This is a genomic window from Kluyvera sichuanensis (assembly GCF_040930405.1).
Lineage (GTDB): Bacteria > Pseudomonadota > Gammaproteobacteria > Enterobacterales > Enterobacteriaceae > Kluyvera > Kluyvera sichuanensis.
In genome coordinates, this window is sequence record NZ_CP162271.1 from 1743591 (window position 1) to 1770220 (window position 26630).

The window sequence follows — 26630 nt, forward strand, 5'->3', positions numbered from 1 at the left end:
AAAAAGAACCCGCCATCAGGCGGGTTATTTATTTATTTGGTGTGTGGCACCGCTTTGTAGAGCGACGCTTCTCCCCGCGGTCGGGTTTTGAACCGACGATGCACCCACAGATACTGCTCCGGCGCACGTAAAATCTCGCGTTCGATAATTTTGTTCATATAGCTCGCCGCCGACACTTCATCCCCACAAGGATAATCGGTCATCGCTTCACTAATGTGCAGCGTGTAGCCCTTCATATTCGGTTTACGCACCATGGTCACGGTCAGCATCGCGGCCCCAGAGAGTCGCGACAGCACGTTGGTACCGTTGGTGGTGGCCGCTTCGCTTACCGAGAAGAACGGGGCAAATACGCTCCCTTTCGGGCCATAATCCTGGTCCGGCGCAAACCATACCGCTTCACCCGCTTTCAGCGCCTGAACCAGGCCACGCAGGTTACGACGATCGATCATCGCTTTGTTCGAGCGCAGACGACCGGTGGTTTGTACCCACTCCATCAGCGGGTCGTTGTGCGGACGATAGGTTGCCATCATTGGACGGCACAGACCCATCGCACGGCCGCCTAATTCCAGCGACATAAAGTGCACACCAACCACCATCACCCCGCGCTGCTCTTTCAGCGCGTGCATCAGGTTGGCATAGCCTTCAACATCAAACCATTTGCGCACGCGCGCATCGCTCCAGAACCAGGCCATACCGGTTTCGATAAGCCCCATGCCCAGAGACATAAAGTTTTGTTCAATCAGCTTTTCGCGCTCGGCGGCATCCATATGTGGAAAGCAAAGCTCAATATTGCGCGTAGCAATTTGTTCACGGCGTTTTAAAAAACGACGCGACGCTTTACCAACGGAGGTGCCGAGCAGATGGAGAAGCGGATAAGGGAGTTGGACCACCAGCCATAACAGAGCAAGCGCAAACCACTTCAGCCCATTGCGAGGGTGAAGTAAACGAACATCAAAATTCTGGAACATCATTTCTTCCGGGTAACATGGAGCACAGCACAAGGTAACGCATAAGGAAAAAACGAGTCCGTTCATCTGTCTTTAAGCGGTACGTATGAGTGTTTGACAGTACTGCATTCGACAAATTCACTGCCCGGACGTTTATTTACAAAACGGCAGAAAACAGAGGTGTGATGCGGCGTGGCAGGCTGTGGCTTAACTCGCCGCAAGCATGCGCTTTTTCTTCATAAAAAAATAGCGATTTTTATTCACGAGTTGAAATAAATATTCGAATAATGAGTGAAAATATAATTAGCTGGATAGTTATTATGACAAACGAAATGATTATCCAGCGATTTTCCGATGTTCTATTAGCTGCTTCACATTTTCACGGAAATTTTTTTTCGCGAAATGACACAAAAATGCTTGGATGCCGTCGAGAATCTGTTTACATTGGGTTAACAAGCACGCAAGCAGCAAAGTGTGTTTATCCTGTGGAAGGGAAACTGCAGATAAAAAGAGACCGAAAACGATTCCTGTTTTCGGTCCAGGGAAATGGCTCTTGGGAGAGAGCCGTGCGCTAAAAGTTGGCATTAATGCAGGCTAAGTCGCCTTGCTTTATAAGAATAGATGACCGTGACAGGTTTTCCAGTCCACAACTGCTGTGAGCTGAAAAATTTCGTTCAATAAACGGCATAACATAAAAAAACCGCAGCCCTTTCTGCAAAAGGCTTGCGGTTTTTTATTGATTTATAAACAGATATTCTGCGAATTAGCAGAGTTTCTGTGCCCGTTCAATAAACGGCGCCAGGCTCATTTTCACACCGGGCTGTTTCGGATCGTCAACCTGGATGATACTCAGCGGCTGCGCCTGCGTTTTGCCCGCCTTCACCTGCTGCTCTGCAACATCATTCAGCGGATACTGCACCAGCGTACTAGGGTTAATCACGTACAGCGCGTTATCAGGACGGCAGGTCAGCATCACCTCTTCGCGGTTAAATGCCCACTTGTCTTTGCCCACCTCAAAGCGGCTCACGGTAATGATCTGCGCCGACAGCGCGGATCCCGACGCCGTTAATAACAACAAAGAGAGAATAATCTTTTTCATAATTCGCCAGTTCAATTAAAAAGGTTCCCAGGTCGCAAACAGGCTTACGCAGGCCAGCACCAGCGCTCCGAGGATAATTTCTACCTGCGTGGTCCGCAGGAAAATACGCGACACCCGCTCAGGAGCCGTCGACATGCGCGGCACCAGCAGGTAACGATTCGCAAGCGCCACCAGCACCATCAGCGCGACAACACTACACTTCACCCACAGCGCTATTCCATAAGACGTAGCGGTGGTGAATCCGCCCTGAATCAGCCATGCGTTAACTACCCCGCTGGCGATGGCCCCCGCGACCGCCAGATGCCCATAGCGCGAAAAACGCATCATGGTGACAATTGCCGGTTGACGCCAGCGTCCTTTTGCCAGCCGCAGGCAGTAGAGGAACGGAATTAACCCGCCCACCCATGCCCCCGCACACAGCAGATGTATCGCATGGTTGGCGCGCTGTAATACGCCCAGCGCTCCGTCGTTCATGGCGGCATGACCAACGCCCGCCAGCAGGATAAACTGAGCCACGCAGAGAAGCAAAAGCCGCCGCATCATCTGTCGCGGCTGAATCCAGGCTACGCCCAGCGCTACCCACGCCAGCACAATCTGCCATAGCCAGACGCTGCCAAAATGCGTCTGCACCACCGCTTGCCAGACCTCTGGCCGCCAGGTATCTGACCAGCCATCGCCCATCAACCCGCCCTGCGCCACCAGCATCAGCATTGCCGAGAGCACACTCAGCGTCAGCGAACCGCGCAGCAGTCTGGAAAAACGTTGCACCAGCAGACGTCGAAGTTCTGTTGGTGCCCACCATCCGGCATAAAGCGTGCAGCCGAAAGCGACCATCAGCGCGGCAAAGTGGACAAAGCGCAGCCCAACGTAGAGAGCCGTCAGCATGGTTACTTGACGCTAAACTGGTACTGACCTTTGGTCTTGTGGCCGTCAACGGAAACCACGTGCCATTCGACGGTATAGAGCCCGTCACCCAGCGTTTCGTTCAGTGGAATAACCAGCTGCGTGTTGTCCTTCTCGTTGCGCACCGCTTTACCGACCGGGATAATCCGCTTTTCGGGACCGGTTAGCGTCACGCCGCTGAATCCCGGCTCAATGCCTTCGGAGAAGTTAAGCGTTAAGGTTTGCGGCGCTGGGCTGACTTCCGAATTTGCCGCGGGGGTTTGCTGTTGCAGATGAGCGTGCGCAAAGACCGGTGAAGCAGTCAGCGATCCGAGTAAAAACAGCGTGGCACCCAGCGCGCGAGGAGCGGTGAATTTCATTTCCATCATTCCCTTTTGTTATCGATATATGACAAAGAATAACGCTGTATAATGTTCACGTCGAGATGAGCACCCTCTGGACTTGCCATTTTGCGATACTCTTAGTAACTTTTGCGCGTTATCCCAAGGAGAAAATCATGCATACCAATCTGGCAACCCTCCCCCAGGACGAGATGGACAAAGTGAACGTCGATCTGGCCGCCGCAGGCGTGGCGTTTAAAGAACGCTACAATATGCCGGTCGTCGCCGAAGTGGTGGAACGCGAACAGCCAGCGCACCTGCGTGACTGGTTCCGCGAACGGTTAATTACGCACCGTTTAGCCTCGGTTAATCTTTCTCGCCTGCCGTACGAGCCAAAAGCCAAATAAAGCTTACGCTAAGTGACAGTTCCTTACGTCCATCCTGATACTATCGTCTGGAATAAAAGCCCAATGACAACGTGTTGAAGGATGCAACTATGCTGACATGGACTATTGCTGCAGCGCAATATGCTCCCCGCAGAGGGGATGTCGCTGAGAACATTACCCACCATCTGCGGTTTATCGATGCCGCCGCCGAGCAGGCCTGTAAGGTATTAATCTTCCCGGAGCTTTCTCTGACCGGTCCCGATGACGAGCAAACTTTGCCCGCACCGCCGAACGATACCCAGCTACAGCCCTTAAGCGAGGCTGCCCAGCGGCATCAGATGACTATTATCGCCGGGCTGCCGATGGAAAATGACGGTAAGCGCATCAAAGGCATCGTTATCTTCGCCCCGCACGCCACCGGCCCTATCAAGCAGCATCAGGGCCAGGGAACCTGCCTGGCCCCTGAGTCCGATCAAATCAGCGTCTTTGAACTGCACCATGAAGGCTGCGAACTCTCGCCGCAGGCCTCGCTGCTGGCCACGGTCAGTTCAATGGCGGAACCGCAGCAGCAGCGAACCAGCCAGCGGCTACAGCGCTTCGCTCACAAGTACGCTATTGCCGTGCTGAAATCCAACTACGCCAGTGGCACCTTTTCCGGCGGTAGCGCGTTATGGGATGAAAACGGCCAGCTTATTGTGCGTGCCGATAGCGGCGAACTGCTGCTAACGGGCAGAAAGAGCGACCAGGGTTGGCAAGGCGAGATCATTCCATTACGCTAAGCGTTTTAGGCCGGAGTTTGCCATGCTGCGCGTAATCGATACAGAAACCTGTGACCTGCAAGGGGGCATCGTGGAGATCGCCTCCGTTGATGTTATTGACGGTAAAATCGTCAACCCCATGAGTCACCTGGTGCGTCCGGACCGCCCTATCAGCCCGCAAGCGATGGCCATTCACCGGATCACCGAAGAGATGGTGGCAGACAAACCGTGGATTGAGGAAGTGGTGCCGTTTTATCAGGGTAGCCCGTGGTATGTCGCCCACAATGCCAGCTTCGACCGCCGCGTGCTGCCAGAAATGGACGGCGAGTGGATCTGCACCATGAAGATGGCCCGCCGCCTATGGCCGGGCATCAAGTACAGCAATATGGCGCTGTACAAGTCGCGCAAGCTAAGCGTGGCGACGCCCCCGGGTCTGCATCATCACCGCGCGCTTTACGACTGTTATATCACCGCCTCGCTGCTGATTGACATTATGCAGGTCTCAGGCTGGACGCCGGACCAAATGGTAGACGTCACCGGCCGCCCGGCGCTGCTGCGTACTTTTACTTTCGGCAAATACCGCGGGCAGGAAGTGGCAGAAGTGGCGAAGAACGATCCGGGCTACCTGCGCTGGCTGTTTAACAACCTCGACCGCATGAGCCCGGAACTGCGCGTAACCCTCAAACACTACCTCGAGCAGTAGCTAGCGCTCGGACTGCCCCGGCAAGGTCCCCTGCGCCAGGGCAATCAGGAAGGCAAACTCCAGCGCCACCCCTTCATAGCTTTTATAGCGACCGGACTTCCCACCGTGGCCGGAGTCCATCTCGGTGCACAGTAGCAGCAGGTTATCGTCTACCTTCAGCTCACGCAGCTTCGCCACCCATTTTGCTGGCTCCCAGTATTGCACCTGTGAATCATGCAGCCCGGAGGTCACCAGCAGGTGCGGATAAACCTGTGCCTTGACGTTGTCATAAGGGCTATAGGACTTCATATAGCGATAGTAGGTTTCATCCTGTGGATTACCCCACTCTTCAAATTCGCCGGTGGTCAGCGGAATCGACTCATCGAGCATCGTGGTCACCACATCGACGAACGGCACCTGCGCAACAACACCGTGGAACAGTTCAGGACGCTCGTTAATCACGGTTCCCATCAACAAGCCTCCCGCGCTACCGCCCATGCCATAACAGAGCGCCGGGTCGCCATAGCCTTTCGCCAGCAGCGCATCGCAGGCATCGAGGTAGTCATTGAAGGTGTTTTTCTTTTTAAGGAATTTCCCCTCTTCATACCAGAGTTGCCCCAGTTCGCCGCCGCCACGAATATGGGCGATGGCAAAGACAAAGCCCCGGTCGAGCAGGCTTAAGCGGCTGCTGCTAAAATCGGCGTCCATACTGGCCCCGTAGGAGCCGTAGCCGTAGACCAGTAGCGGATTTTTACCGCGACGAAAATGCTCATGACGATAGACCAACGACACGGGCACCTCTACGCCATCGCGTGCGGTAATCCAGATACGTTCACTGCGGTAACGACTGGCGTCGAACCCTTTCACTTCCTGCTGCTTCAGCACACGGCGCTCGCCGCTGTCCATATCCAGCTCAAACAACGTATCCGGTGTGGTCATCGACGAATAGCCGTAGCGCAGGCAGGCGGTTTCCGGTTCCGGGTTATAGGCAATCCACGTCACATAGGCCGGATCGTCAAAGGCAATGGCCGTTTCCTGTTGGCGATGGCGATGGATCTGGCGCAGGCGGGTTAAGCCTTGCTGGCGCTCTTCCACCACCAGCCAGTCGCGAAACAGGGTGAAATCTTCCAGCATCACCGCATCGCGCGGTGCAATCAGGGTTTGCCACTCGGCCTCTTCCCAGGATTCACTGCGGTACAGGCCGAAGTTTTTACCCTCGCGGTTAGAACGCAGGTAGAACTGGTTTTGGTAGTGATCGAGGCTGTACTCGTGATCTTTACGGCGCGGGACATAGACGCGCGGCTCGGCGTTAGGCTGGTCGGCATCCAGCAGCAGCATTTCGCTAGTGGTGGTGCTGGACAACGCAATCACCACATACTGGCGTGAAGATGTCTTATGCAGGCTGACATAAAACGTTTCGTCCTGCTCTTCGTAAATCAGCACATCCTGCTCAGCAGGCGCACCAACCTGATGTCGCCACACCTGCCACGGCAGCAGCGTCGTTGGGTGCTGACGCACGTAGTAAAGCACCCGGGAATCGTTGGCCCACACCACGCCCGGTGAAACATCGTCAATCACCTCCGGCAGCCAGGTTTCATTCTCCAGATGGCGGATACGCAGACTGTACTGACGGCGGGAGAGGAAATCCTCGGTGACCGCCAGCAGGTTATTGTCTGGTGCGACGTTCAGCCCGCCCAGGGTATAGAATTCGCTGTGCGCCGCCCTTTTATTTTCATCAATCAGCAAGGACCACTCATCGCTGTTTAATGCCTGGCGCTGGTAAATCGCATATTCACGGCCCGGCTCAAACACCTGGCGATAGCGATAGCCGTTTTTGATATAGGGCGCTGAAACCTCACGTGGAGGGATCCTGTCGACAATCTCTTTTAGCACGCGATCCTGCAGGCTGCGCTGGGAGGACATCACTTGACGCCCGTAGGCGTTCTCCTGCTGCAGGTAATCAAGCACCGCTGGTTTAGAGCGCGTGTCATCGCGAAGCCAGTAGTAGTTATCGACGCGCGTATCACCATGCAAAGTCATGGTGTGGGGTATCCGTTTCGCTTTAGGTGGCATCTCGTTATTCTTCTTGTCGTGTTAATTCATTATTAAGCCTGGCAAAAGTCGCGCTCATTGCCAACTTAACCTATCCCCTCATCCTACGTTTCATCCGTCTTTTGTGCCACTTGCAAGACAGACGCAAACGTTTTCGTTTATAATGCGCCAAACTTTGGATAGACGGTGGAATGGGTAATGACGTTATTAGGAACAGCTCTGCGTCCCGCTGCGACGCGCGTAATGCTTCTGGGTTCAGGTGAGTTAGGTAAAGAGGTGGCGATCGAATGTCAGCGCTTGGGCATTGAAGTGATCGCCGTAGATCGTTACGCCGATGCGCCAGCCATGCACGTTGCGCACCGCGCTTACGTTATCAACATGCTCGATGGCAACGTCCTGAAAGCGCTGGTTGCGCAGGAAAAACCTGACTTTATCGTGCCAGAAATTGAAGCTATCGCCACGGACACGCTGATTGAGCTTGAGCAGGCCGGGCAGAAGGTCGTGCCGTGCGCCCGGGCAACCAAACTGACGATGAACCGTGAAGGTATTCGCCGTCTGGCGGCGGAAACCCTCAAGCTTCCCACTTCGGCCTACCATTTTGCCGACAGCGAAGCACAGTTCCGTGAGGCGGTCACCGATATCGGCCTGCCGTGCATCGTCAAGCCGGTGATGAGTTCATCCGGCAAGGGCCAGACCTTTATTCGCCGTGAAGATCAGCTGGCGCAGGCCTGGCAGTATGCGCAGGAAGGCGGTCGCGCCGGGGCGGGCCGGGTGATTGTTGAAGGGGTGGTTAACTTCGATTTCGAAATCACTCTGCTGACCGTCAATGCCGTCGACGGCGTGCACTTCTGCGCCCCGGTGGGCCATCGTCAGGAAGATGGCGACTACCGCGAATCCTGGCAGCCGCAGCAGATGAGCGAACTGGCGCTGGCGCGTGCACAGGAGATCGCCCGCGAGGTGGTGCTGGCGCTGGGCGGCTATGGTCTTTTCGGCGTAGAGCTGTTTGTGTGTGGTGATGACGTGGTGTTCAGCGAAGTCTCCCCTCGCCCGCACGATACCGGGATGGTGACGCTGATTTCGCAGGACGTCTCCGAGTTTGCTCTGCACGTTCGCGCTTTCCTCGGGCTGCCGATTGGCGCTATCCGTCAGTACGGCCCGTCCGCTTCTGCGGTACTGCTGCCCACGCTGACCAGCCGCAACGTCACCTTTGATAACGTGCAGAATGCGCTAAGCGCCGGGGTACAGCTGCGTCTGTTCGGTAAACCGGATATTGCGGGTTCTCGCCGTATGGGCGTGGCGCTGGCAACGGCGGACAGCGTTGAAGAGGCCGTCGAGCGTGCCAAAATCGCCGCTGCGGCCGTGGTAGTTCAGGGATAAGAAAAAAGGCGGGCTGCTTGCGCATACCCGCCCTTCTTTTGCTCACCCGGCCATCAGGCTGGGTGCAGCAAACACCTTACAGCTTCGCGCCTTCAACCGCTTCGCGAGCCAGCTTGGTGATGCGATCGTAGTCGCCTGATTCCAGCGCGTCAGCTGGCACCAGCCAGGAACCGCCGATGCACAGTACGCTTTTCAGCGCCAGGTAGTCACGGTAGTTAGCTGGAGAGATACCGCCGGTTGGGCAGAAACGAATCTGAGAGAATGGACCCGCGATCGCCTGCAGCGCTTTCACGCCGCCGTTCGCTTCAGCCGGGAAGAATTTGAACTCTTTCAGGCCGTGTTCCATACCCAGCATCAGTTCAGACACGGAGCAGATACCAGGGATCAGCGGAATAGTACCCGCGGTCGCCGCTTTCAGCAGGCTGTCGGTCAGGCCTGGGCTGATAGCAAACTGCGCGCCAGCTTCGGTCACTTCTTTCAGCTGCTGAGCGTTGGTCACGGTACCCGCGCCCACGATAGCGTCCGGCACTTCTTTAGCAATGGCGCGGATAGCGTCCATCGCACAAGCGGTACGCAGCGTCACTTCAAGAACGCGTACGCCACCAGCAACCAGCGCTTTCGCCATCGGTACTGCGTGCTCAAGCTTGTTAACCACGATTACCGGTACTACCGGGCCAGTGGTCAGGATTGCTTCAGCCGTTGTTTTCCAGTTTTTCATCAGAAATTTTCTCTCGCCAGATCTACAAAACGTGTCATCTTAAAAGGTAATACAGGTTGCGCCCTGCTCTGCGCCGGACAGTTTTTCCCGTAGTGCGCTAAACAGTTCACGGCCTGTCCCCACGCGCGAAGCGCTCAGATCGGGAATATGCGGTTGGCGTGCGGCCAGTTCAGCGTCATCAACCAGCAGCGTCAGTTCGCCAGTCTGGCCATTGACGCGAATCATGTCGCCATCGCGCACTTTCGCCAGCAGGCCACCGTCATAAGCTTCAGGGGTTACGTGGATCGCTGACGGCACTTTACCGGATGCACCGGACAGTCGTCCATCAGTAACTAACGCAATTTTGAAACAGCGGTCCAATAATACACCAAGTGGCGGCATAAGTTTATGTAATTCTGGCATGCCGTTCGCTTTTGGCCCTTGATGGCGCACAACAACCACGCAATCTTTATCCAGTAAGCCCGCTTCGAACGCTGGCAGCACATCGTGCTGGCTCTCGAAGACCACGGCTGGCGCTTCAATAATCTGGTTTTCAACCGGTACCGCCGACGTTTTCATCACCGCACGGCCCAGGTTGCCGCTCAGTACTTTGGTACCGCCGTGTTTTGAGAACGGTTTGTCGAAGGTGGCGATGATGTTGTCATCCAGCGACGCGGTTGCGCCTTCACGCCAGTCAAGCTTGCCGTCATTCAGCCACGGTTCCATGGTGTAGTGCGAGAGACCAAAACCGGCCACCGTGTTGACGTCTTCGTGCAGCAGGCCGCCTTTCAGCAGTTCGCGGACCAGTACCGGCACACCGCCCGCCGCCTGGAAGTGGTTGATATCGGCCGGGCCGTTCGGGTAGAGACGCGCCATCAGCGGCACGACTTCAGAAAGATCGGAGAAATCATCCCAGTTGATGATGATGCCCGCCGCGCGCGCCATCGCCACCAGGTGCATGGTGTGGTTGGTTGAACCGCCGGTTGCCAGCAGCGCCACGATGCCGTTGACCACCACTTTTTCATCGATCATTTTACCGAGCGGCATCCACTCGTTACCGTTACCGGTCATGCGCGTTACCTGACGCGCGGCGGCAGCGGTCAGTTCAGCACGCAGCGGTGCATCCGGGTGTACGAATGAGGAACCCGGCAACTGCATGCCCATAAATTCGATCACCATTTGGTTGGTGTTGGCGGTGCCATAGAAGGTGCAGGTGCCCGGTGCATGATACGACGCGGCTTCAGATTCCAGCAGCGCGTTACGATCCACCTTACCTTCAGCATACAGCTGACGGATACGTACTTTTTCTTTGTTCGGCAGGCCGCTCGCCATCGGGCCTGATGGAATAAACACGGACGGCAGATGACCAAAGGAGAGCGCCGCCATGGCAAGCCCTGGGACGATTTTGTCGCACACGCCGAGGTACAGCGCACCGTCAAACATATTATGGGACAGGCCCACGGCGGCAGACATCGCGATCACTTCGCGGCTCAGCAGGGAAAGCTCCATACCGTCCTGCCCTTGCGTCACACCGTCGCACATGGCCGGTACGCCGCCCGCGACCTGACCGACCGCGTTCACGCTGTGCAGCGCTTTGCGGATCAGCTCAGGGTAGTGTTCATAGGGCTGATGGGCAGAAAGCATGTCGTTATAGGAGGTAATGATCGCGATATTGTTACGCAGCATGCTCTTCAGCGATGCTTTATCGTCCGGCTGACAGGCGGCGAAACCGTGTGCCAGGTTACCGCAGGCCAGTTCAGAACGGTGAACCGTTTCAGTTTTGGCCTGATTGATACGCGCCAGGTAGGCTTCGCGGGTTTCACGCGAGCGTTCAATAATACGATTTGTTACGCGTAACATTACAGAGTTCATAAAGGCTCCTTAAAATTTTTCTGTCCAGGCCGCTATCTTACACGGTTAAATCATAGGTCTGATTTATCGGAAAAGCCCGTATAGCGCAGCTCAGAGGCAAAGGTCTGCCCGTAGTGTAATAAAAAAAACCCCGGTGGTGAATCCACCCGGGGCTTAAATGCGTAAAAATAGCACTACATGCTGTGTTAGATCATGTTACCGGTAAAATAACCCTTCCGGATTATCGCAGCCGGTTATTCGAACTCGTTCCAGGAGCGACCATCACGGGTGATCATCGCAACCGACGCTACCGGCCCCCAGGTGCCAGCCTGGTACGGTTTTGGCGCGTCTTTATCGCTCGCCCATGCTTCCGTGATGGAGTCAACCCACTTCCACGCTTCTTCCACTTCGTCACGCCGCACGAACAGCGCCTGAATACCACGCATGGTCTCCAGCAGCAGACGTTCGTAGGCGTCCGCCAGGTGAGTCTGATTGAAGGTTTCGGAGTAGCTCAGATCAAGCTTGGTCACCTGCAGGTTATGCTTGTGCTCCAGACCTGGAACTTTGTTAAGGATCTGAATATCCACGCCTTCATCTGGCTGCAGACGGATAGTCAGTTTGTTCTGCGGCAGCTCAGGCCAGGTTTCCTTGAACAGGTTCAGCTCAGGGTTTTTGAAGTAGACGACAACTTCAGAGCATTTGGTCGGCAGACGTTTGCCGGTACGCAGATAGAACGGAACCCCCGCCCAGCGCCAGTTATCAATATCTACGCGAATAGAAACGAAGGTTTCGGTGCTGCTGGATTTGTTCGCACCCTCTTCTTCCAGATAGCCCGGGACTTTCTGCCCCTGCGCAAACCCAGCGGTATACTGGCCGCGTACGGTTTTATCGCGAACGTTGCTGCGGTCAATGCGGCGCAGCGACTTCAGCACTTTCACTTTCTCATCACGAATGCTGTCAGCGGTCAGATCGGACGGCGGCGCCATCGCAATCATGCACAGAATCTGCAGCAGGTGGTTTTGGATCATGTCGCGCATTTGACCGGCCTGATCGAAATAGCCCCAACGGCCTTCAATCCCGACTTCCTCAGCCACGGTAATTTCCACATGGTCGATAGTGCGGTTGTCCCAGTTGTTCACGAACAGGGAGTTGGCAAAGCGCAGCGCCAGTAAGTTCAGTACCGTTTCTTTACCCAGATAGTGGTCGATACGGTAAACCTGGCACTCTTCAAAGTATTCGCCCACCTGGTCGTTAATCTCACGTGAGGTTTCCAGTGAGGTACCCAGTGGTTTTTCCATCACGACGCGCGCAGGCTTGGCATTCAGCTTCGCTTCACCCAGGCCGCGGCAAATGGCGCCAAAGGTGCTAGGCGGCATGGCGAAGTAGTTAATGGTGATGCGATTTTTTTGATCGAGCATCTCACCCAGACGCGAAAATGCTGGCGCATCGTTAACGTCAAGGTTGCAAAAATCAAGACGCGCGCTGAGGGTATCCCACAAACTTTCGTCAATCTTCTCTTTCATGAAGGTTTCGAGCGCTTCGCGGACAACTTTGGTGTATGCCGCTTTATCCCAGTCGGCACGGCCTACGCCGATAATCCGGGTGTCCGGGTTAATCTGGCCGGCTTTTTCCAGCTGATACAGGGAAGGCAGCAATTTTCGGCGGGCCAAGTCGCCCTTCGCGCCGAAAATGACCAGATCGCATGCCTGGGCCGTTTGCGTTACCGCCATGTCATTCTCCTCAGTTAAAGATCCCGGTTGACCACCCAAAGGCGCTGCCAGGTTATATACCCGCTAGCTATCAGGTTTTCCTGAAAAATAGCGAATATCGTTGTAATTTTCTTACGGTGCACTGTACTGTGTTTACGAAATTGCCGAAACCCTTTAACGCGCGTCACCGCGTCCGATCGCACAAATCGGAACCATCAAGGCCTGAGTTTTAGGCAATCCGCCAGTATTGTTCGTTCTTTCGCCCGAGCGGCGTCTGTTAAAATACGACGCTGATCATGTAATGAAAAAAAACAACATTTTTTGCCGTTTCTCTCCACTTTTCGCCAGGCTTCAGGCGTATATTCTTGCTAAAACGCCTGCAGATTTCACCCATTAATGGAATCGTTTCAATCTATGAGCAACTTGTCACGATGAACATGCTGGAAAGAATCCAGACCCAACTGGAAAACCTTAGCAAATCCGAGCGAAAAGTGGCGGAAGTTATTCTTGCCGCTCCTGAACAGGCAATCCACTCAAGCATTGCCGCGCTCGCCCTCGAGGCCGAGGTCAGCGAACCTACCGTTAACCGCTTCTGTCGCAGTATGGAGACCCGCGGGTTCCCCGACTTCAAGCTCCATCTTGCCCAAAGTCTGGCCAACGGTACACCGTATGTTAATCGTAATGTTGATGAAGATGACAGCGTTGAGGCGTATACAGCTAAAATTTTCGAATCCGCCATGGCTAGCCTGGCGCACGTCCGCCAGTCACTGGATATGTCGGCGGTTAACCGTGCGGTGGATCTGCTGACCCAGGCCAAGAAAATTGCCTTCTTCGGTTTAGGTTCTTCCGCCGCCGTGGCGCACGACGCGATGAACAAGTTTTTTCGCTTTAACGTCCCGGTCATCTATTCTGATGACATCGTACTGCAACGTATGAGCTGTATGAATTGCAGCGACGATGACGTTGTGGTGCTGATTTCCCATACCGGTAGAACTAAAAGCCTGGTTGAGGTCGCCCAGGTGGCGAGGGAAAATGATGCTATGGTTATCGCCATCACCTCCGCCGGCACGCCGCTGGCCCGAGAAGCGACCCTTGCCATCACGCTGGACGTTCCCGAAGATACCGACATTTATATGCCAATGGTCTCCCGACTCGCGCAGCTTACCGTGATCGATGTCCTGGCAACCGGTTTTACCCTGCGTCGAGGGGCGAAATTCCGGGATAACTTGAAGCGAGTCAAAGAAGCGTTAAAGGAATCGCGGTTTGATAAAGCGCTATCCGCACACAGCGATAATCACTAAAAGCGATAATAACGGTGTAACCTATTAAAACATTCGGTAACGCTTGCTACCGAATCCTGTTCACGCAACACCTGAGTTGTATTAGTCAACGGAGTATTACATGTCCAGAAGGCTTCGCAGAACCAAGATCGTCACCACGTTAGGCCCAGCAACCGACCGCGATAACAACCTCGAGAAGGTGATTTCCGCCGGTGCTAACGTCGTACGCATGAACTTCTCTCACGGAACACCAGAAGATCATCAGCTACGCGCTGACAAAGTACGCGAAATCGCAGCAAAACTGGGCCGCCATGTAGCTATTCTTGGCGATCTGCAAGGACCAAAAATTCGCGTCTCTACCTTCAAAGAAGGTAAAGTTTTCCTCAATATCGGCGACAAATTCCTGCTCGATGCCAACCTCGGTAAAGGCGAAGGCGACAAAGAGAAAGTGGGCATCGACTATAAAGGTCTGCCTGCCGACGTCGTGCCGGGCGACATCCTGCTGCTGGATGATGGCCGCGTACAGCTGAAAGTACTGGAAATCCAGGGCATGAAGGTGTTCACCGAAGTGACCGTCGGTGGCCCGCTGTCCAACAATAAAGGCATCAACAAGTTAGGTGGTGGCCTCTCGGCTGAAGCCCTGACCGATAAAGACAAAGCGGATATTCATACCGCCGCTAAAATTGGCGTTGATTACCTGGCCGTCTCCTTCCCGCGCTGCGGTGAAGACCTGAACTACGCTCGTCGCCTGGCGCGTGAAGCGGGCTGCGATGCGAAAATCGTCGCCAAAGTAGAACGTGCGGAAGCGGTGTGCAGCCAGGATGCGATGGACGACATTATTCTGGCCTCCGACGTGGTGATGGTTGCCCGTGGCGACCTGGGCGTTGAAATCGGTGACCCTGAGCTGGTCGGTATCCAGAAAGCGCTGATTCGTCGCGCGCGTCAGCTGAACCGTTCCGTGATTACCGCGACCCAGATGATGGAGTCGATGATCACCAACCCAATGCCTACCCGTGCGGAAGTGATGGACGTGGCGAACGCCGTGCTGGACGGTACCGATGCGGTAATGCTGTCTGCGGAAACTGCGGCGGGCCAGTACCCTTCTGAAACCGTGGCGGCCATGGCGCGCGTTTGCCTGGGCGCTGAGAAGATCCCAAGCATCAACGTCTCTAAACACCGTCTGGACGTGCAGTTCGACAACGTGGAAGAAGCGATTGCCATGTCGGCAATGTATGCAGCAAACCACCTGAAAGGCGTTACCGCCATCATCACCATGACCGAGTCTGGCCGTACCGCGCTGATGACCTCCCGTATCACTTCCGGGCTGCCTATCTTCGCCATGTCTCGTCACGAGCGTACGCTGAACCTGACGGCGCTGTACCGTGGCGTCACCCCGGTATTCTTCGATAGCGAATGCGACGGCGTCGCTGCCGCACACGATGCGGTGAACCTGCTGCGCGACAAAGGCTATCTGATGTCCGGCGACCTGGTTATCGTGACTCAGGGCGACGTGATGAGCACCGTGGGCTCAACCAACACCACGCGTATCCTGACCGTCGAGTAAGTTATTCTCGATATAAAAAAACCGCTGGTTTTTCTGAACTGACCCCATAATGTTGGACGGTTTATATTAAGCGGCTATCAGGGCCTGGGTTCGGTACTCTACCGGACTCAGGCCTTTTAGTTTCTGTTTGATTCTTTCATGGTTGTAATAGTGGATATAGTCATCGATAGCCATGCGCAACTCGCTGATATCTCTATGGTCTGACAGGTAAAAACATTCAGATTTCAGCGTACCAAAGAAGCTTTCCATGACCGCATTGTCGTGACAGTTCCCCTTTCTTGACATGCTCTGTTTCAGACCACCTTCCTCAAGTCGCTTCTGATAATGCGCCATCTGGTACTGCCAGCCCTGATCTGAATGCAGTAGTGGGTATTCGTCTTTTCCCAGTATCGACATCGCTTTCGACAGCATCTCATCCACCATCGGCAACAGAGGCCGGGACGCCATCTCATACGCAACTATTTCTCCGTTATACAGATCCAGAACCGGAGACAGATACAGCTTTTCTCCATTGATTTTAAATTCTGTGACATCTGTTACCCACTTCTGATTGGGCTTATCCGCACTGAACTGCCGGTTCAGCACATTACCCGCAACTTTCCCGTACCGGCCTCTGTAGGAGTTGTATTTCTTCCTTCTGATACAACTGGTTAAATCTAACTCCTTCATTAGCCTCTGAACCGTTTTATGGTTCAGTAAGCTACCTTCCCGACGGCTCGCCAGCGTGATCCGCCGGTATCCATAACGTCCTTTATGTTTATGAAACAGCGTTAAAATACGCTGCTTATCACCGGCATATTTGTCTGGTTTTTTACCGCTGGCCTGTTGCCAGTAGAACGTGCTTCTCGCCAGCCCTGCCGCTTTTAACAGACGTATAAGGGAGAACTCCGGCCTTAACTCATTCACGATCTGCGCTTTATCCCGCGTTTTGACGTGTCTCTTTCCCTGAGTAAGGCTTGCAGCTTTTTTAGATATGCCACTTCAGCACGCAGTTGTTCAAGCTCCTCTCGCTCATCCGGGGCAAGAGGGACCTGCAAAGGAGGGACAGGGTGATTCTCAGGGCGTTCTGGCATCGTTTTTTTCCTGCGTCGGCTGTCAGTAAGGGCTTCTAATCCGCCTTCATCATACAGTCGTTCCCACTGTCGAACAGTGGAAAAGGCAGGGATAGTGAATTTTGCACAGATTTCGCGAACAGAAAGCCGGTGTTCACGCATATGAAGGATAACGGACTCTTTAAAGGCAGGAGAATAGGTGAAATGCCGGGTTGTCAGCCCGGCTTCGCCATGAATCTTCCAGGCTGCAGTCCACTTACGAACGGCACTGTGATCGATACCAAAACGCTTTGCAGTCGCTTGCTGCCCTTCCTGACCAGAAAGATAGTGCTGCACAACTTCAATCTTAAAGCTGAGAGAATACTTGCTCATAAAAAACTGCACCTTACTTCGTTGGGTGTCCAACTTTTGGGGTGCAGTTCAAATGTCCGGTTTTTTTTTGCCTGTGTAGCCCGGCCGAGCGAAACGACGCCGGGTTGTGCACCGAGCCGTCCCGGCGTCGTTTCACTCGGCCGGGCTACGAGACTATTTCTTTTTCTTTGGGTAGAGCTCTTTGCGCTGATACGGCTCGGTTTCGCCCGGCTTACGTGTTTTCAGCAGCTTGAGGATCCACGTGTACTGTTCGGTATGCGGCCCAACGAAAATCTCCACCTCTTCGTTCATGCGACGTGCGATGGTGTTGTCGTCCGCTTCCAGCAGATCGTCCATCGGCGGGCGCACCAGAATGGTCAGGCGATGCGTCTTGCCATCGTAGACCGGGAACAGCGGCACCACGCGCGCACGGCACACCTTCATCAGGCGGCCAATCGCTGGCAGCGTTGCTTTATAGGTGGCAAAGAAGTCCACGAATTCGCTGTGCTCCGGGCCGTGATCCTGATCCGGCAGATAGTAGCCCCAGTAACCCTGACGGACCGACTGAATAAACGGCTTGATGCCGTCGTTACGGGCATGCAGACGACCGCCAAAACGACGACGGACGGTGTTCCAGACGTAGTCAAAGACCTTGTTGCCCTGGTTATGGAACATCGCCGCCATCTTCTGGCCCTGTGACGCCATCACCATCGCCGGGATATCAACGCCCCAACCGTGCGGCACCAGGAAAATAACGTTTTCGCCGTTGGCACGCATCTCATCGATAATCTCCTGTCCCTGCCAGTCGAGACGCGGCAGAATTTTTTCCGGCCCTTTCAGCGCCAGTTCAGCCATCATGACCATCGCCTGCGGCGCGGTGGCAAACATTTCATCGATGATGGCTTCGCGCTCGGCTTCGCTTTTTTCCGGGAAGCAGTACAGCAGATTGATCTGCGCGCGACGGCGCGCACTGCGGCCAAATTTCCCCGCCAGGCGACCGAGCTTACCCAGAATAGGGTCGCGGATTTTTGCCGGTACGTAAGCGACTCCCGCAAACGCCAGCACGCCTAACCAGGCACCCCAGTACTGGGGGTGGCGGAAAGATTTCTCAAACTCGGGAATGTATTCACTGTTATTTTTTTTCGTTTCCATGCCTATTCCAGGGTTGATTCATCGGGTCAGTGTGGATAATCAGATAGTGTAGCGAGGCCGGATGCTTCGCACAAAAGAAAAAGCCGGTGCTGTATAGGCACCGGCTCTGAACGGATACTTCTTAGGCGAAATTAATCGAAACGCAGCTGCGGCAGAACCTCTTTCACCTGCGCCAGGTAATCGGTACGATCCGAACCGGTCAGCCCTTCGGTGCGCGGCAGCTTCGCCGTCAGCGGGTTCACCGCCTGCTGGTTGATCCATACTTCATAGTGCAGGTGTGGGCCAGTTGAACGACCGGTGTTGCCGGAGAGCGCGATACGGTCACCGCGTTTCACCTTCTGACCTGGTTTCACCAGCAGCTTACGCAGGTGCATATAGCGGGTGGTGTAGGTGCGACCATGACGTACGGCGACATAATAACCCGCCGCGCCGCTGCGCTTCGCCACCACCACTTCACCGTCACCGACGGCCAGCACTGGTGTACCCTGCGGCATCGCGAAATCCACACCACGGTGCGGCGCGACGCGACCGGTTACCGGGTTCAGACGACGCGGGTTAAAGTTCGACGATACGCGGAACTGACGCGCAGTCGGGAAGCGCAGGAAGCCCTTCGCCAGCCCGGTACCGTTGCGGTCGTAGAACTTACCGTCTTCCGCGCGGATCGCGTAGTAGTCTTTGCCATCGGAGCGCAAACGCACGCCCAGCAGTTGGCTCTGTTCGCGCTTGCCGTTGAGCATTTCGCGCGACATCAGCACCGAGAATTCGTCGCCTTTTTTCAGCTTACGGAAGTCCATCTGCCACTGCATCGATTTAATCACCGCGCTCACTTCCGCGCTGGTTAAACCGGCGTTGACGGCGCTGGTCACGAAGCTTCCGCCGACGGTGCCTTTGACAAGGCTATTAACCCAATCGCCCTTCTGCAGCTCGCTGCTCATTTTGAAACCGTTAGCAACGCGATCGTAGGTACGGGTTTCGCGGCGCGACATCTCCCAGGTTAAACGCTGTAAATCACCGTCGTCATTCAGCGTCCAGGAGAGCTGCTGCCCCACTTTCATGTTTTTCAGGTCTTTATCAACCGAAGCAAGCTGGCTGATGTTACCCATATCGATGCCGTACTGATTGAGGATGCTGCTCAGGGTATCGCCCGTGGATACCACATATTCATGCACGCCCGTTTCGTTGTCGGCTTTATCGTCCAGCTCATCCTGAGGGATGGCTTCGTCTTCCTGTGCGGATTGGTCAATCGGTTCGCTGGCCTCTGGCAGAAGCGAACGAATCTCTTTTTTCTCCAGCTCAATCGTACGGACGACGGGGGATGAAGAGGTTGGATGGTAAACGTAAGGCCGCCAGACAGCGACGGCCAACGTGAGAACGGTGAGTGACCCCAGCATAACGCGGTGGGGCCGCGGCAAATTGTTAAATGCCAGAGCGACAGAGCGGGCTATCTGCTGCACGTATTCACTTCCTTACTTATCTCCTTTCAGGCAGCTCGCATACTGGGTCGCCAGTTGAGTAAGAAACGCTGGATAGCTCTCTTTACTCAGCTTAATGTTCGTGCCAAGAGGATCGAGCGTTCCCATGCGAACGCTGGTTCCCCGCGCAACAGATTCAACGACAGCGGGCCTGAATTGTGGCTCAGCAAAAACGCAGGTCGCTTTTTGCTCAACCAACTGTGTTCTTATTTGATGTAAACGCTGCGCACCGGGTTGAATTTCGGGGTTGACGGTGAAGTGCCCAAGCGGCGTCAAACCGTAGTGTTTTTCGTAATAGCCATAGGCATCATGAAAAACGAAATACCCCTTTCCTTTCACCGGTGCCAGCTCGCTCGCCACCTGCTTATCGGTTGCGGCCAGATTGGCCTCAAAATCCTTCAGGTTGGCATCGAGCCGGGCTCGACTCTGGGGCATAAGTTCCACTAATTTGTCATGGATTGCAACCGCCGACAGCCGCGCTATCTCTGGGGAGAGCCACAGGTGCATGTTGTACTCGCCATGATGGTGATGCGCGTCACCTTTTTCACCGTGAGCGTGGTCATGATCGTCTCCATCAGCACCATCATGGTCGTCGTCATCGGCACCTTTCATGAGTAACGGTTTCACCCCGTCAAGCTGGGCGATAGTGACTTTTTTGTTGTCGGGAATGCTTTGCGATGACTTGTCCATAAATGCTTCCATCTCAGGACCAATCCATACGACTAAGTCCGCGTTCTGTAAGCGTTTTGCATCAGATGGGCGCAGTGAGTAATCATGTTCAGACGCACCGTCAGGCAGTAAAACCTGCGTCTCTGTTACACCGTCTGCAATGGCTGAAGCAATAAAGCCTAACGGCTTGAGTGATGCCACAACGGCCGCATCAGCATGCTGTGCTGTCGTTCCCCAAAGTGCAGCGGATAAAGCTGCGAAAAGAAGCGTATTTTTCTGTAACATAATGCGTCTATTAATCGAAATGGATAAGTGATGTGTGATATTATAACATTCACTATCTTGTGCAACCCCTAATTGCTATGACGAATCTTGTATCACTGGAAAATGTCTCCGTCACTTTCGGCCAACGCCGGGTGCTTTCTGACATCTCATTGAATCTCAAGCCAGGCCGCATTCTGACGCTGCTTGGTCCGAACGGTGCGGGCAAATCAACGCTGGTACGCGTGGTGCTCGGCCTCGTAGCACCTAGCGATGGCGTTGTCATTCGCGATAAACATTTGCGCATCGGCTATGTGCCGCAAAAGTTACACCTCGACGCCACCTTGCCGCTGACCGTCAAGCGTTTTTTACGCCTGCATCCGGCAACGCGAAAAGAAGATATTCTTCCGGCGCTCAAACGCGTGCAGGCAGGACATCTACAGGATGCCCCCATGCAGAAGCTTTCGGGTGGCGAAACCCAGCGCGTGCTGCTGGCGCGTGCGCTGCTGAATAAGCCGCAGTTGCTGGTGCTGGATGAACCCACTCAGGGCGTGGATGTTAACGGTCAGGTTGCCCTTTACGATCTGATTAACCAACTGCGTCAGGAACTCGACTGCGCGGTGCTGATGGTGTCGCACGACCTGCATCTGGTGATGGCGAAGACCGACGACGTGCTGTGTCTGAATCATCATATTTGCTGCTCGGGTACGCCGGACGTGGTGTCGATGCATCCTGAGTTTATCTCGATGTTCGGCCCGCGCGGCGCAGAACAGCTGGGGATTTACCGCCATCAGCATAATCATCGCCATGATTTACAGGGCCGTATTGTTTTACGTCGGGGAAATGGGCAGTCATGATTGAAATTTTACTTCCCGGCTGGCTTGCCGGAATGATGCTGGCGTGTGCTGCCGGCCCGCTGGGCTCGTTTGTGGTCTGGCGACGGATGTCCTACTTTGGCGACACGCTGGCTCACGCCTCATTGCTTGGGGTTGCCTTTGGCCTGCTGCTGAATGTGAACCCGTTCTATGCGGTTATTGCCGTGACGCTGGTGCTGGCGGGCGGTCTGGTGTGGCTGGAGAAACGCCCTCACCTCGCCGTTGATACCCTGCTTGGCATCATGGCACACAGCGCGCTGTCGCTGGGTCTGGTGGTGGTCAGCCTGATGTCGAATATTCGCGTCGATCTGATGGCCTATCTGTTCGGTGACCTGCTGGCCGTTACGCCACAGGATCTTATCTCTATCGCGCTGGGCGTGGTGGTGGTGCTGGCGATTCTGTTCTGGCAGTGGCGTAATTTACTGTCGATGACGATTAGCCCGGATCTGGCGTTTGTCGATGGAGTGAAACTGCAGCGGGTGAAGCTGCTGCTGATGCTGGTTACCGCGCTAACCATTGGTGTGGCGATGAAGTTCGTTGGTGCGCTGATTATCACGTCACTGCTGATTATCCCAGCAGCCACGGCGCGTCGTTTTGCCCGTACTCCGGAGCAGATGGCGGGCGTCGCGGTTGGCGTTGGAATGATCGCCGTCACCGGCGGATTAACCTTCTCGGCGTTCTATGACACGCCGGCGGGGCCATCCGTGGTGCTGTGTGCGGCGCTGCTGTTTATTCTGAGTATGTCGAAGAAAGCGGCCGTCTGATTTCCCCGGCGTCGCTTTGCTCGGCCGGCCTACAATGTACCGTAGCCCGGCCGAGCAAAGCGACGCCGGGAAGGCTCAAAGGTTAAGGCATTTCCGGTGGCGTAATCCCAAAGTGATTCCACGCACGGCTCGTCGCCATACGGCCACGTGGCGTACGCTGCAAGAACCCCTGCTGAATCAGGTAAGGTTCCAGTACGTCTTCAATGGTTTCCCGCTCTTCCCCGATTGCCGCCGCCAGGTTATCCAACCCAACCGGCCCACCGAAGAATTTATCAATGACCGCTAGCAGTAACTTGCGGTCCATATAGTCAAAGCCTTCCGCATCGACGTTGAGCATATCCAGCGCCTGCGCGGCGATATCCGCAGAGATGGTACCGTCGTGTTTCACTTCCGCAAAGTCACGTACACGACGCAGCAGTCGGTTAGCAATACGCGGCGTGCCGCGCGCGCGACGAGCCACTTCCAGCGCCCCATCATCGCTCATCTCCAGCCCCATAAAGCGCGCACTGCGCCCCACGATATGCTGCAAATCAGGCACCTGATAAAACTCGAGGCGCTGCACGATGCCGAAACGGTCACGCAATGGCGAGGTCAGTGAGCCTGCGCGCGTAGTGGCGCCAATCAAGGTAAACGGCGGCAGGTCAATTTTGATCGAACGCGCGGCCGGGCCTTCGCCAATCATAATATCGAGCTGGTAATCTTCCATTGCCGGATAAAGCACCTCTTCCACCACCGGTGAAAGACGATGAATTTCATCGATAAACAGCACGTCATGGGGTTCGAGGTTGGTCAGCATCGCCGCGAGATCGCCCGCTTTTTCCAGCACCGGGCCCGATGTGGTACGCAGATTTACGCCCATTTCGTTGGCAACAATATTCGCCAGCGTGGTTTTCCCAAGTCCCGGAGGGCCGAAGATTAGCAGGTGGTCAAGCGCGTCACCGCGCAGCTTCGCCGCCTGGATAAAGATCTCCATCTGCGAGCGAACATGCGGCTGACCGATATACTCGGCCAGTAACTTAGGGCGGATGGCGCGATCCGCCACCTCTTCCGCCATGCTACTGCCTGACGAAATCAGGCGGTCTGCTTCAATCATCCTCTACCTCATAGCGCCGCGCGGAGCGCTTCGCGGATCAATGTTTCACTGCTGGCATCCGAACGGGCAACTTTACTCACCATTCGGCTGGCTTCCTGAGGTTTATAGCCCAGCGCCACCAGCGCAGCAACTGCTTCCTGCTCGGCGTCGTCGGCACTTGGGCCAGCTGGAGACGTAAGCACCAGATCGGCGGCTGGCGTGAAGAGATCGCCATGCAGGCCTTTAAAGCGGTCCTTCATTTCGACAATCAGACGTTCCGCCGTTTTCTTGCCGATACCCGGCAGCTTAACCAGCGCGCCAAGCTCTTCGCGCTCTACCGCGTTGACAAACTGCTGCGCCGACATACCCGAGAGGATCGCCAACGCCAGCTTCGGCCCAACGCCGTTGGTCTTAATTAGCTCTTTAAACAGCGTACGTTCCTGCTTGTTATTGAAGCCGTAAAGCAGCTGCGCGTCTTCGCGTACCACGAAGTGGGTGAAGACAATCGCTTCCTGCCCGGCTTCCGGCAGCTCGTAAAAACAGGTCATCGGCATATGCACTTCATAGCCTACGCCGCCCGTCTCCAGAAGAACCAGCGGGGGTTGTTTTTCGAGAATGATGCCTCTGAGTCTGCCTATCACGTGACGCTCCTGCGTTAAGGGCTAAAAGAGTAATGCGTTATCATAAAAAAAAGCTGGATAAATATCCAGATGAAACGGATCAATTCCCGTTGCCGATCCCAGTATGTTCTTGCTTATACGGCGCGTTTCCGCACCGTTCCTCGGGGAGGATGTTAGCGGGCCTACGTCATGATAGTGGTTTACGCAATAATAAAAATGCCCATTTATTTAATTTTAATCGGCATTTCCCCATATACATAAGAATGACGAGAATCAGCGAGTGTGATATTAATTTATTCACTACACCACACGGATGACTCATATTAAAAAGGATTTATCACTTGATAATTAATTACCCTGAAAAATACGAAACCGGTGACATTGTTTTCACTTGTATCGGAACGCACCTGTTTGGCCAGATATCCACGGCCTCTCAATGCTGGAGTAATCATGTCGGTATCATCATCGGCCACACCGGCGAAGACTATCTGGTGGCAGAAAGCCGGGTGCCGCTTTCTACCGTCACCACGTTGTCACGCTTTATTCAGCGTTCTGCGGGAAACCGCTATGCGGTTCGCCGACTCCGCGGCGGTTTAAGCGTTGAACAAAAATTGGCTATCGTTGAGCAGGTGCCTCAGCGATTAAATAAATTTTATCATACCGGATTTAAATATGATTCAACGCGCCAATTCTGCTCTAAATTTGTTTTTGATATTTATAATAAGGCGCTAAATATTTCCGTAGGTGATATTGAAACATTTCAGCAACTGCTGTGCGCGAACCCAGGTGCGAAACTGACCTTCTGGAAGCTTTGGTTTTTAGGCGCGATTCCATGGGAAAGAAAAACGGTAACGCCAGCGAGTCTATGGGTGAGCCCCCATTTAGCACTTATTACTGAACAAGGAAGCGACGCACCTTAATCCGAAGAGATCAAGGCGCGTGAGATTAGCGTAATCGCCCACGCGCTAAGTTTAGCCGCGAGTCGCTCATTTGCATGGCGTTCTGGCTGACGTGGCAGTGGGTAATGGCAATAGCCAGCGCATCGGCGGCATCTGCCTGGGGGTTGGCGGGGAGCTTTAACAGCGTGCGCACCATATGCTGAACCTGGCTTTTTTCCGCACTACCAATGCCCACAACGGTCTGTTTGACCTGACGAGCGGCGTACTCAAAGACCGGAAGTTCCTGATTGGTGGCAGCAACGATGGCCACTCCGCGCGCCTGCCCGAGCTTTAGCGCCGAGTCGGCGTTCTTCGCCATAAAGACCTGCTCGATAGCGAAATAGTCCGGCTGGAACTGGGTGATAATTTCCGTCACGCCGGCATAAATCAGCTTCAGGCGCGACGGAAGATCGTCAACCTTGGTGCGGATGCATCCGCTGCCAAGGTAGGTCAGCTGTCGGCCAACCTGGCGAATGACACCATAACCGGTGATGCGCGACCCCGGGTCAATGCCGAGAATAATAGACATCACGCACCTCCTGTTAGGTTACGGCACAGCCACCTCATTCTAAGGTCGCTGCCACCTCGTCAGAGATTTCGCCGTTGTGGTAGACTTCCTGAACATCGTCACAGTCTTCCAGCATGTCGATGAGACGCATCAGCTTCGGTGCGGTTTCTGCATCCATGTCCGCTTTGGTGGACGGGATCATCGACACTTCTGCTGCGTCAGCTTTCAGGCCAGCAGCTTCCAGCGCATCACGCACTTTACCCATCTCTTCCCACGCGGTGTACACGTCAATCGCGCCGTCGTCGAAGGTCACAACGTCTTCAGCACCGGCTTCCAGCGCCGCTTCCATAATGGTGTCCTCATCGCCCTGCTCAAAGGAAATAATCCCTTTTTTGCTGAACAGATAAGAAACGGAGCCGTCGGTACCCAGGTTACCGCCGGTTTTGCTGAAGGCGTGACGCACTTCAGCAACGGTACGGTTACGGTTGTCAGACAGGCATTCAATCATCACCGCGGTGCCGCCAGGACCGTAGCCTTCATAGATGATGGTTTCCATGTTGGAATCTTCATCACCGCCGACGCCACGCGCGATAGCGCGGTTCAGGGTGTCACGCGTCATGTTGTTGGCTAGGGCTTTATCTACCGCAGCACGCAGACGCGGGTTTGCATCCGGATCGCCGCCGCCCAGTTTGGCCGCCGTCACCAGTTCACGAATAATCTTGGTGAAGATTTTGCCGCGCTTAGCATCCTGCGCCGCTTTACGATGTCTGGTGTTGGCCCATTTACTATGACCTGCCATAAAAATATCTCCAAAAAACTATGCCCTTTCAGGCAGCGTTAATGACAAATTCTTCAATCGCCTGCCGGTTACTCCACGATTTAGTGAGTGCCGCCGCGGCGGGTGCATCGAGCCACTGGTAGGTCAGGTGCTCGGTGAATACAACGTCCCGCTCGTGGGGCAGCGCAAGACAGAACCAGGATTCTGTATTGCGCACAACGCCCGGCGCATAGCGATGGCGTAAATGTTGAAAAATTTCAAACTCCACCGTGCGTTGACAGTCTTTCAAGGTCAGTTGCTCAGACACAACATCAATAGTGACCTCTTCCTTTACTTCACGCATGGCGGCCTGCGACGCGGTTTCCCCCTCTTCCACGCTGCCGGTTACCGACTGCCAGAAATCAGGGTCATCGCGTCGCTGCAGCATCAGCACCCGTTTGCTGTCCTGGGCATAAATCACCACCAGAATAGAGACGGGTCGCTTGAATGGCAT

The 26630-nt window shown here is 54.7% G+C and carries 26 protein-coding genes; 9 read left to right on the forward strand and 17 right to left on the reverse strand.

What is annotated here, in order from left to right; translation table 11 throughout:
• Positions 1-32: 32 nt before the first annotated feature.
• The 4 genes from lpxP to yobA form a co-directional block, all read right to left on the reverse strand.
• Positions 33-968, reverse strand: coding sequence for a kdo(2)-lipid IV(A) palmitoleoyltransferase (lpxP, locus tag AB2B48_RS08660; RefSeq protein WP_185667771.1), 936 nt, complete (start codon positions 966-968; stop codon positions 33-35).
• 742 nt (positions 969-1710) lie between these two features.
• Entirely contained in the window at positions 1711-2049 is a 339-nt protein-coding gene (locus tag AB2B48_RS08665) for a YebY family protein (protein ID WP_185667764.1), read from the reverse strand.
• Between the two features lie 12 nt (positions 2050-2061).
• Complete coding sequence (gene copD / locus AB2B48_RS08670) at positions 2062-2931, reverse strand: copper homeostasis membrane protein CopD (protein ID WP_368301548.1); 870 nt, start codon at positions 2929-2931, stop codon at positions 2062-2064.
• A gap of 2 nt (positions 2932-2933) precedes the next feature.
• Positions 2934-3308, reverse strand: a complete 375-nt coding sequence (gene yobA / locus AB2B48_RS08675; RefSeq protein WP_185667590.1) for a CopC domain-containing protein YobA — start codon at positions 3306-3308, stop codon at positions 2934-2936.
• A 137-nt stretch (positions 3309-3445) separates the two neighbouring features.
• Here yobA and AB2B48_RS08680 point away from each other — a divergent pair, with 137 nt between their 5' ends.
• From AB2B48_RS08680 to exoX, 3 genes are all read left to right on the forward strand, one after another.
• On the forward strand, positions 3446-3676 hold the full coding sequence (locus AB2B48_RS08680) for a DNA polymerase III subunit theta (RefSeq protein ID WP_185667589.1): 231 nt from the start codon (positions 3446-3448) through the stop codon (positions 3674-3676).
• Between the two features lie 89 nt (positions 3677-3765).
• Positions 3766-4434, forward strand: coding sequence for a carbon-nitrogen hydrolase family protein (locus tag AB2B48_RS08685; protein ID WP_185667588.1), 669 nt, complete (start codon positions 3766-3768; stop codon positions 4432-4434).
• Positions 4435-4456: 22 nt separating this feature from the next.
• Positions 4457-5116 (forward strand): exodeoxyribonuclease X, encoded by a 660-nt coding sequence (gene exoX, locus AB2B48_RS08690; protein WP_185667587.1) that lies wholly within the window; start codon positions 4457-4459, stop codon positions 5114-5116.
• On the opposite strand, the gene ptrB is transcribed toward exoX, so the two are convergent.
• Positions 5117-7168, reverse strand: a complete 2052-nt coding sequence (gene ptrB, locus AB2B48_RS08695; protein ID WP_368301549.1) for an oligopeptidase B — start codon at positions 7166-7168, stop codon at positions 5117-5119. It abuts the gene before it with no gap.
• Positions 7169-7345: 177 nt separating this feature from the next.
• Here ptrB and purT point away from each other — a divergent pair, with 177 nt between their 5' ends.
• A complete protein-coding gene (gene purT / locus AB2B48_RS08700) occupies positions 7346-8524 on the forward strand; it encodes a formate-dependent phosphoribosylglycinamide formyltransferase (RefSeq protein WP_333013030.1) in 1179 nt (392 codons plus the stop codon).
• A 76-nt stretch (positions 8525-8600) separates the two neighbouring features.
• Here the strand turns inward: purT and AB2B48_RS08705 are convergent, their stop codons facing one another.
• The 3 genes from AB2B48_RS08705 to zwf form a co-directional block, all read right to left on the reverse strand.
• A complete protein-coding gene (locus AB2B48_RS08705) occupies positions 8601-9242 on the reverse strand; it encodes a bifunctional 4-hydroxy-2-oxoglutarate aldolase/2-dehydro-3-deoxy-phosphogluconate aldolase (RefSeq protein WP_185667584.1) in 642 nt (213 codons plus the stop codon).
• A 39-nt stretch (positions 9243-9281) separates the two neighbouring features.
• Complete coding sequence (gene edd / locus AB2B48_RS08710) at positions 9282-11093, reverse strand: phosphogluconate dehydratase (protein WP_333013031.1); 1812 nt, start codon at positions 11091-11093, stop codon at positions 9282-9284.
• A 233-nt stretch (positions 11094-11326) separates the two neighbouring features.
• Complete coding sequence (gene zwf / locus AB2B48_RS08715; RefSeq protein WP_185667582.1) at positions 11327-12802, reverse strand: glucose-6-phosphate dehydrogenase; 1476 nt, start codon at positions 12800-12802, stop codon at positions 11327-11329.
• A 410-nt stretch (positions 12803-13212) separates the two neighbouring features.
• Here zwf and AB2B48_RS08720 point away from each other — a divergent pair, with 410 nt between their 5' ends.
• Positions 13213-14082 (forward strand): MurR/RpiR family transcriptional regulator, encoded by an 870-nt coding sequence (locus AB2B48_RS08720; RefSeq protein WP_220438926.1) that lies wholly within the window; start codon positions 13213-13215, stop codon positions 14080-14082.
• A 100-nt stretch (positions 14083-14182) separates the two neighbouring features.
• On the forward strand, positions 14183-15625 hold the full coding sequence (gene pyk, locus AB2B48_RS08725; protein WP_035891694.1) for a pyruvate kinase: 1443 nt from the start codon (positions 14183-14185) through the stop codon (positions 15623-15625).
• 66 nt (positions 15626-15691) lie between these two features.
• Here the strand turns inward: pyk and AB2B48_RS08730 are convergent.
• From AB2B48_RS08730 to znuA, 4 genes are all read right to left on the reverse strand, one after another.
• Positions 15692-17049 (reverse strand): IS3 family transposase gene (locus AB2B48_RS08730; RefSeq protein WP_130070613.1). Its coding sequence is split into 2 segments (ribosomal slippage): positions 15692-16587 and positions 16587-17049, totalling 1359 coding nucleotides; the frame shifts between segments, so codons are not numbered across the junction.
• Between the two features lie 153 nt (positions 17050-17202).
• Complete coding sequence (lpxM, locus tag AB2B48_RS08735; RefSeq protein ID WP_333013032.1) at positions 17203-18180, reverse strand: lauroyl-Kdo(2)-lipid IV(A) myristoyltransferase; 978 nt, start codon at positions 18178-18180, stop codon at positions 17203-17205.
• A gap of 131 nt (positions 18181-18311) precedes the next feature.
• Complete coding sequence (gene mepM, locus AB2B48_RS08740) at positions 18312-19634, reverse strand: murein DD-endopeptidase MepM (protein ID WP_035891697.1); 1323 nt, start codon at positions 19632-19634, stop codon at positions 18312-18314.
• Between the two features lie 12 nt (positions 19635-19646).
• Entirely contained in the window at positions 19647-20606 is a 960-nt protein-coding gene (gene znuA / locus AB2B48_RS08745; RefSeq protein WP_185667580.1) for a zinc ABC transporter substrate-binding protein ZnuA, read from the reverse strand.
• A 77-nt stretch (positions 20607-20683) separates the two neighbouring features.
• Here znuA and znuC point away from each other — a divergent pair, with 77 nt between their 5' ends.
• Both znuC and znuB read left to right on the forward strand, forming a co-directional pair.
• Positions 20684-21439 carry a zinc ABC transporter ATP-binding protein ZnuC gene (znuC, locus tag AB2B48_RS08750; protein ID WP_185667579.1) on the forward strand — a complete coding sequence of 252 codons (756 nt, stop codon included), beginning with the start codon at positions 20684-20686 and terminating at the stop codon, positions 21437-21439.
• Positions 21436-22221 carry a zinc ABC transporter permease subunit ZnuB gene (gene znuB, locus AB2B48_RS08755; RefSeq protein ID WP_185667578.1) on the forward strand — a complete coding sequence of 262 codons (786 nt, stop codon included), beginning with the start codon at positions 21436-21438 and terminating at the stop codon, positions 22219-22221. Before znuC ends, znuB begins: the two co-directional genes overlap by 4 nt.
• A gap of 82 nt (positions 22222-22303) precedes the next feature.
• Here znuB and ruvB read toward each other — a convergent pair whose 3' ends face one another.
• Together ruvB and ruvA are read right to left on the reverse strand one after the other, a co-directional pair.
• Complete coding sequence (gene ruvB, locus AB2B48_RS08760) at positions 22304-23314, reverse strand: Holliday junction branch migration DNA helicase RuvB (RefSeq protein WP_185667577.1); 1011 nt, start codon at positions 23312-23314, stop codon at positions 22304-22306.
• A gap of 8 nt (positions 23315-23322) precedes the next feature.
• A complete protein-coding gene (ruvA, locus tag AB2B48_RS08765; RefSeq protein ID WP_035891707.1) occupies positions 23323-23934 on the reverse strand; it encodes a Holliday junction branch migration protein RuvA in 612 nt (203 codons plus the stop codon).
• Between the two features lie 320 nt (positions 23935-24254).
• On the opposite strand from ruvA, the gene AB2B48_RS08770 reads away from it, so the two are divergent.
• Positions 24255-24833, forward strand: coding sequence for a YebB family permuted papain-like enzyme (locus tag AB2B48_RS08770; RefSeq protein WP_368301550.1), 579 nt, complete (start codon positions 24255-24257; stop codon positions 24831-24833).
• Between the two features lie 25 nt (positions 24834-24858).
• Here the strand turns inward: AB2B48_RS08770 and ruvC are convergent, their stop codons facing one another.
• The 3 genes from ruvC to nudB are packed head-to-tail and all read right to left on the reverse strand — an operon-like array spanning position 24859 to position 26630.
• On the reverse strand, positions 24859-25380 hold the full coding sequence (gene ruvC, locus AB2B48_RS08775) for a crossover junction endodeoxyribonuclease RuvC (RefSeq protein ID WP_185667575.1): 522 nt from the start codon (positions 25378-25380) through the stop codon (positions 24859-24861).
• A 34-nt stretch (positions 25381-25414) separates the two neighbouring features.
• Positions 25415-26158 (reverse strand): YebC/PmpR family DNA-binding transcriptional regulator, encoded by a 744-nt coding sequence (locus tag AB2B48_RS08780; RefSeq protein WP_185667574.1) that lies wholly within the window; start codon positions 26156-26158, stop codon positions 25415-25417.
• Positions 26159-26186: 28 nt separating this feature from the next.
• Entirely contained in the window at positions 26187-26630 is a 444-nt protein-coding gene (gene nudB, locus AB2B48_RS08785) for a dihydroneopterin triphosphate diphosphatase (RefSeq protein WP_185667573.1), read from the reverse strand.

Bases quoted from the DNA above. Each gene is read 5' to 3' on its own strand.
- lpxP (WP_185667771.1), bottom strand. From the start codon at position 968: ATGTTCCAGAATTTTGATGTTCGTTTACTTCACCCTCGCAATGGGCTG.
- copD (WP_368301548.1), bottom strand. From the start codon at position 2,931: ATGCTGACGGCTCTCTACGTTGGGCTGCGCTTTGTCCACTTTGCCGCG.
- yobA (WP_185667590.1), bottom strand. From the start codon at position 3,308: ATGAAATTCACCGCTCCTCGCGCGCTGGGTGCCACGCTGTTTTTACTC.
- AB2B48_RS08680 (WP_185667589.1), top strand. From the start codon at position 3,446: ATGCATACCAATCTGGCAACCCTCCCCCAGGACGAGATGGACAAAGTG.
- AB2B48_RS08685 (WP_185667588.1), top strand. From the start codon at position 3,766: ATGCTGACATGGACTATTGCTGCAGCGCAATATGCTCCCCGCAGAGGG.
- exoX (WP_185667587.1), top strand. From the start codon at position 4,457: ATGCTGCGCGTAATCGATACAGAAACCTGTGACCTGCAAGGGGGCATC.
- ptrB (WP_368301549.1), bottom strand. From the start codon at position 7,168: ATGCCACCTAAAGCGAAACGGATACCCCACACCATGACTTTGCATGGT.
- purT (WP_333013030.1), top strand. From the start codon at position 7,346: ATGACGTTATTAGGAACAGCTCTGCGTCCCGCTGCGACGCGCGTAATG.
- AB2B48_RS08705 (WP_185667584.1), bottom strand. From the start codon at position 9,242: ATGAAAAACTGGAAAACAACGGCTGAAGCAATCCTGACCACTGGCCCG.
- edd (WP_333013031.1), bottom strand. From the start codon at position 11,093: ATGAACTCTGTAATGTTACGCGTAACAAATCGTATTATTGAACGCTCG.
- zwf (WP_185667582.1), bottom strand. From the start codon at position 12,802: ATGGCGGTAACGCAAACGGCCCAGGCATGCGATCTGGTCATTTTCGGC.
- AB2B48_RS08720 (WP_220438926.1), top strand. From the start codon at position 13,213: ATGAACATGCTGGAAAGAATCCAGACCCAACTGGAAAACCTTAGCAAA.
- pyk (WP_035891694.1), top strand. From the start codon at position 14,183: ATGTCCAGAAGGCTTCGCAGAACCAAGATCGTCACCACGTTAGGCCCA.
- lpxM (WP_333013032.1), bottom strand. From the start codon at position 18,180: ATGGAAACGAAAAAAAATAACAGTGAATACATTCCCGAGTTTGAGAAA.
- znuA (WP_185667580.1), bottom strand. From the start codon at position 20,606: ATGTTACAGAAAAATACGCTTCTTTTCGCAGCTTTATCCGCTGCACTT.
- znuC (WP_185667579.1), top strand. From the start codon at position 20,684: ATGACGAATCTTGTATCACTGGAAAATGTCTCCGTCACTTTCGGCCAA.
- znuB (WP_185667578.1), top strand. From the start codon at position 21,436: ATGATTGAAATTTTACTTCCCGGCTGGCTTGCCGGAATGATGCTGGCG.
- ruvB (WP_185667577.1), bottom strand. From the start codon at position 23,314: ATGATTGAAGCAGACCGCCTGATTTCGTCAGGCAGTAGCATGGCGGAA.
- ruvC (WP_185667575.1), bottom strand. From the start codon at position 25,380: ATGTCTATTATTCTCGGCATTGACCCGGGGTCGCGCATCACCGGTTAT.
- AB2B48_RS08780 (WP_185667574.1), bottom strand. From the start codon at position 26,158: ATGGCAGGTCATAGTAAATGGGCCAACACCAGACATCGTAAAGCGGCG.
- nudB (WP_185667573.1), bottom strand. From the start codon at position 26,630: ATGCCATTCAAGCGACCCGTCTCTATTCTGGTGGTGATTTATGCCCAG.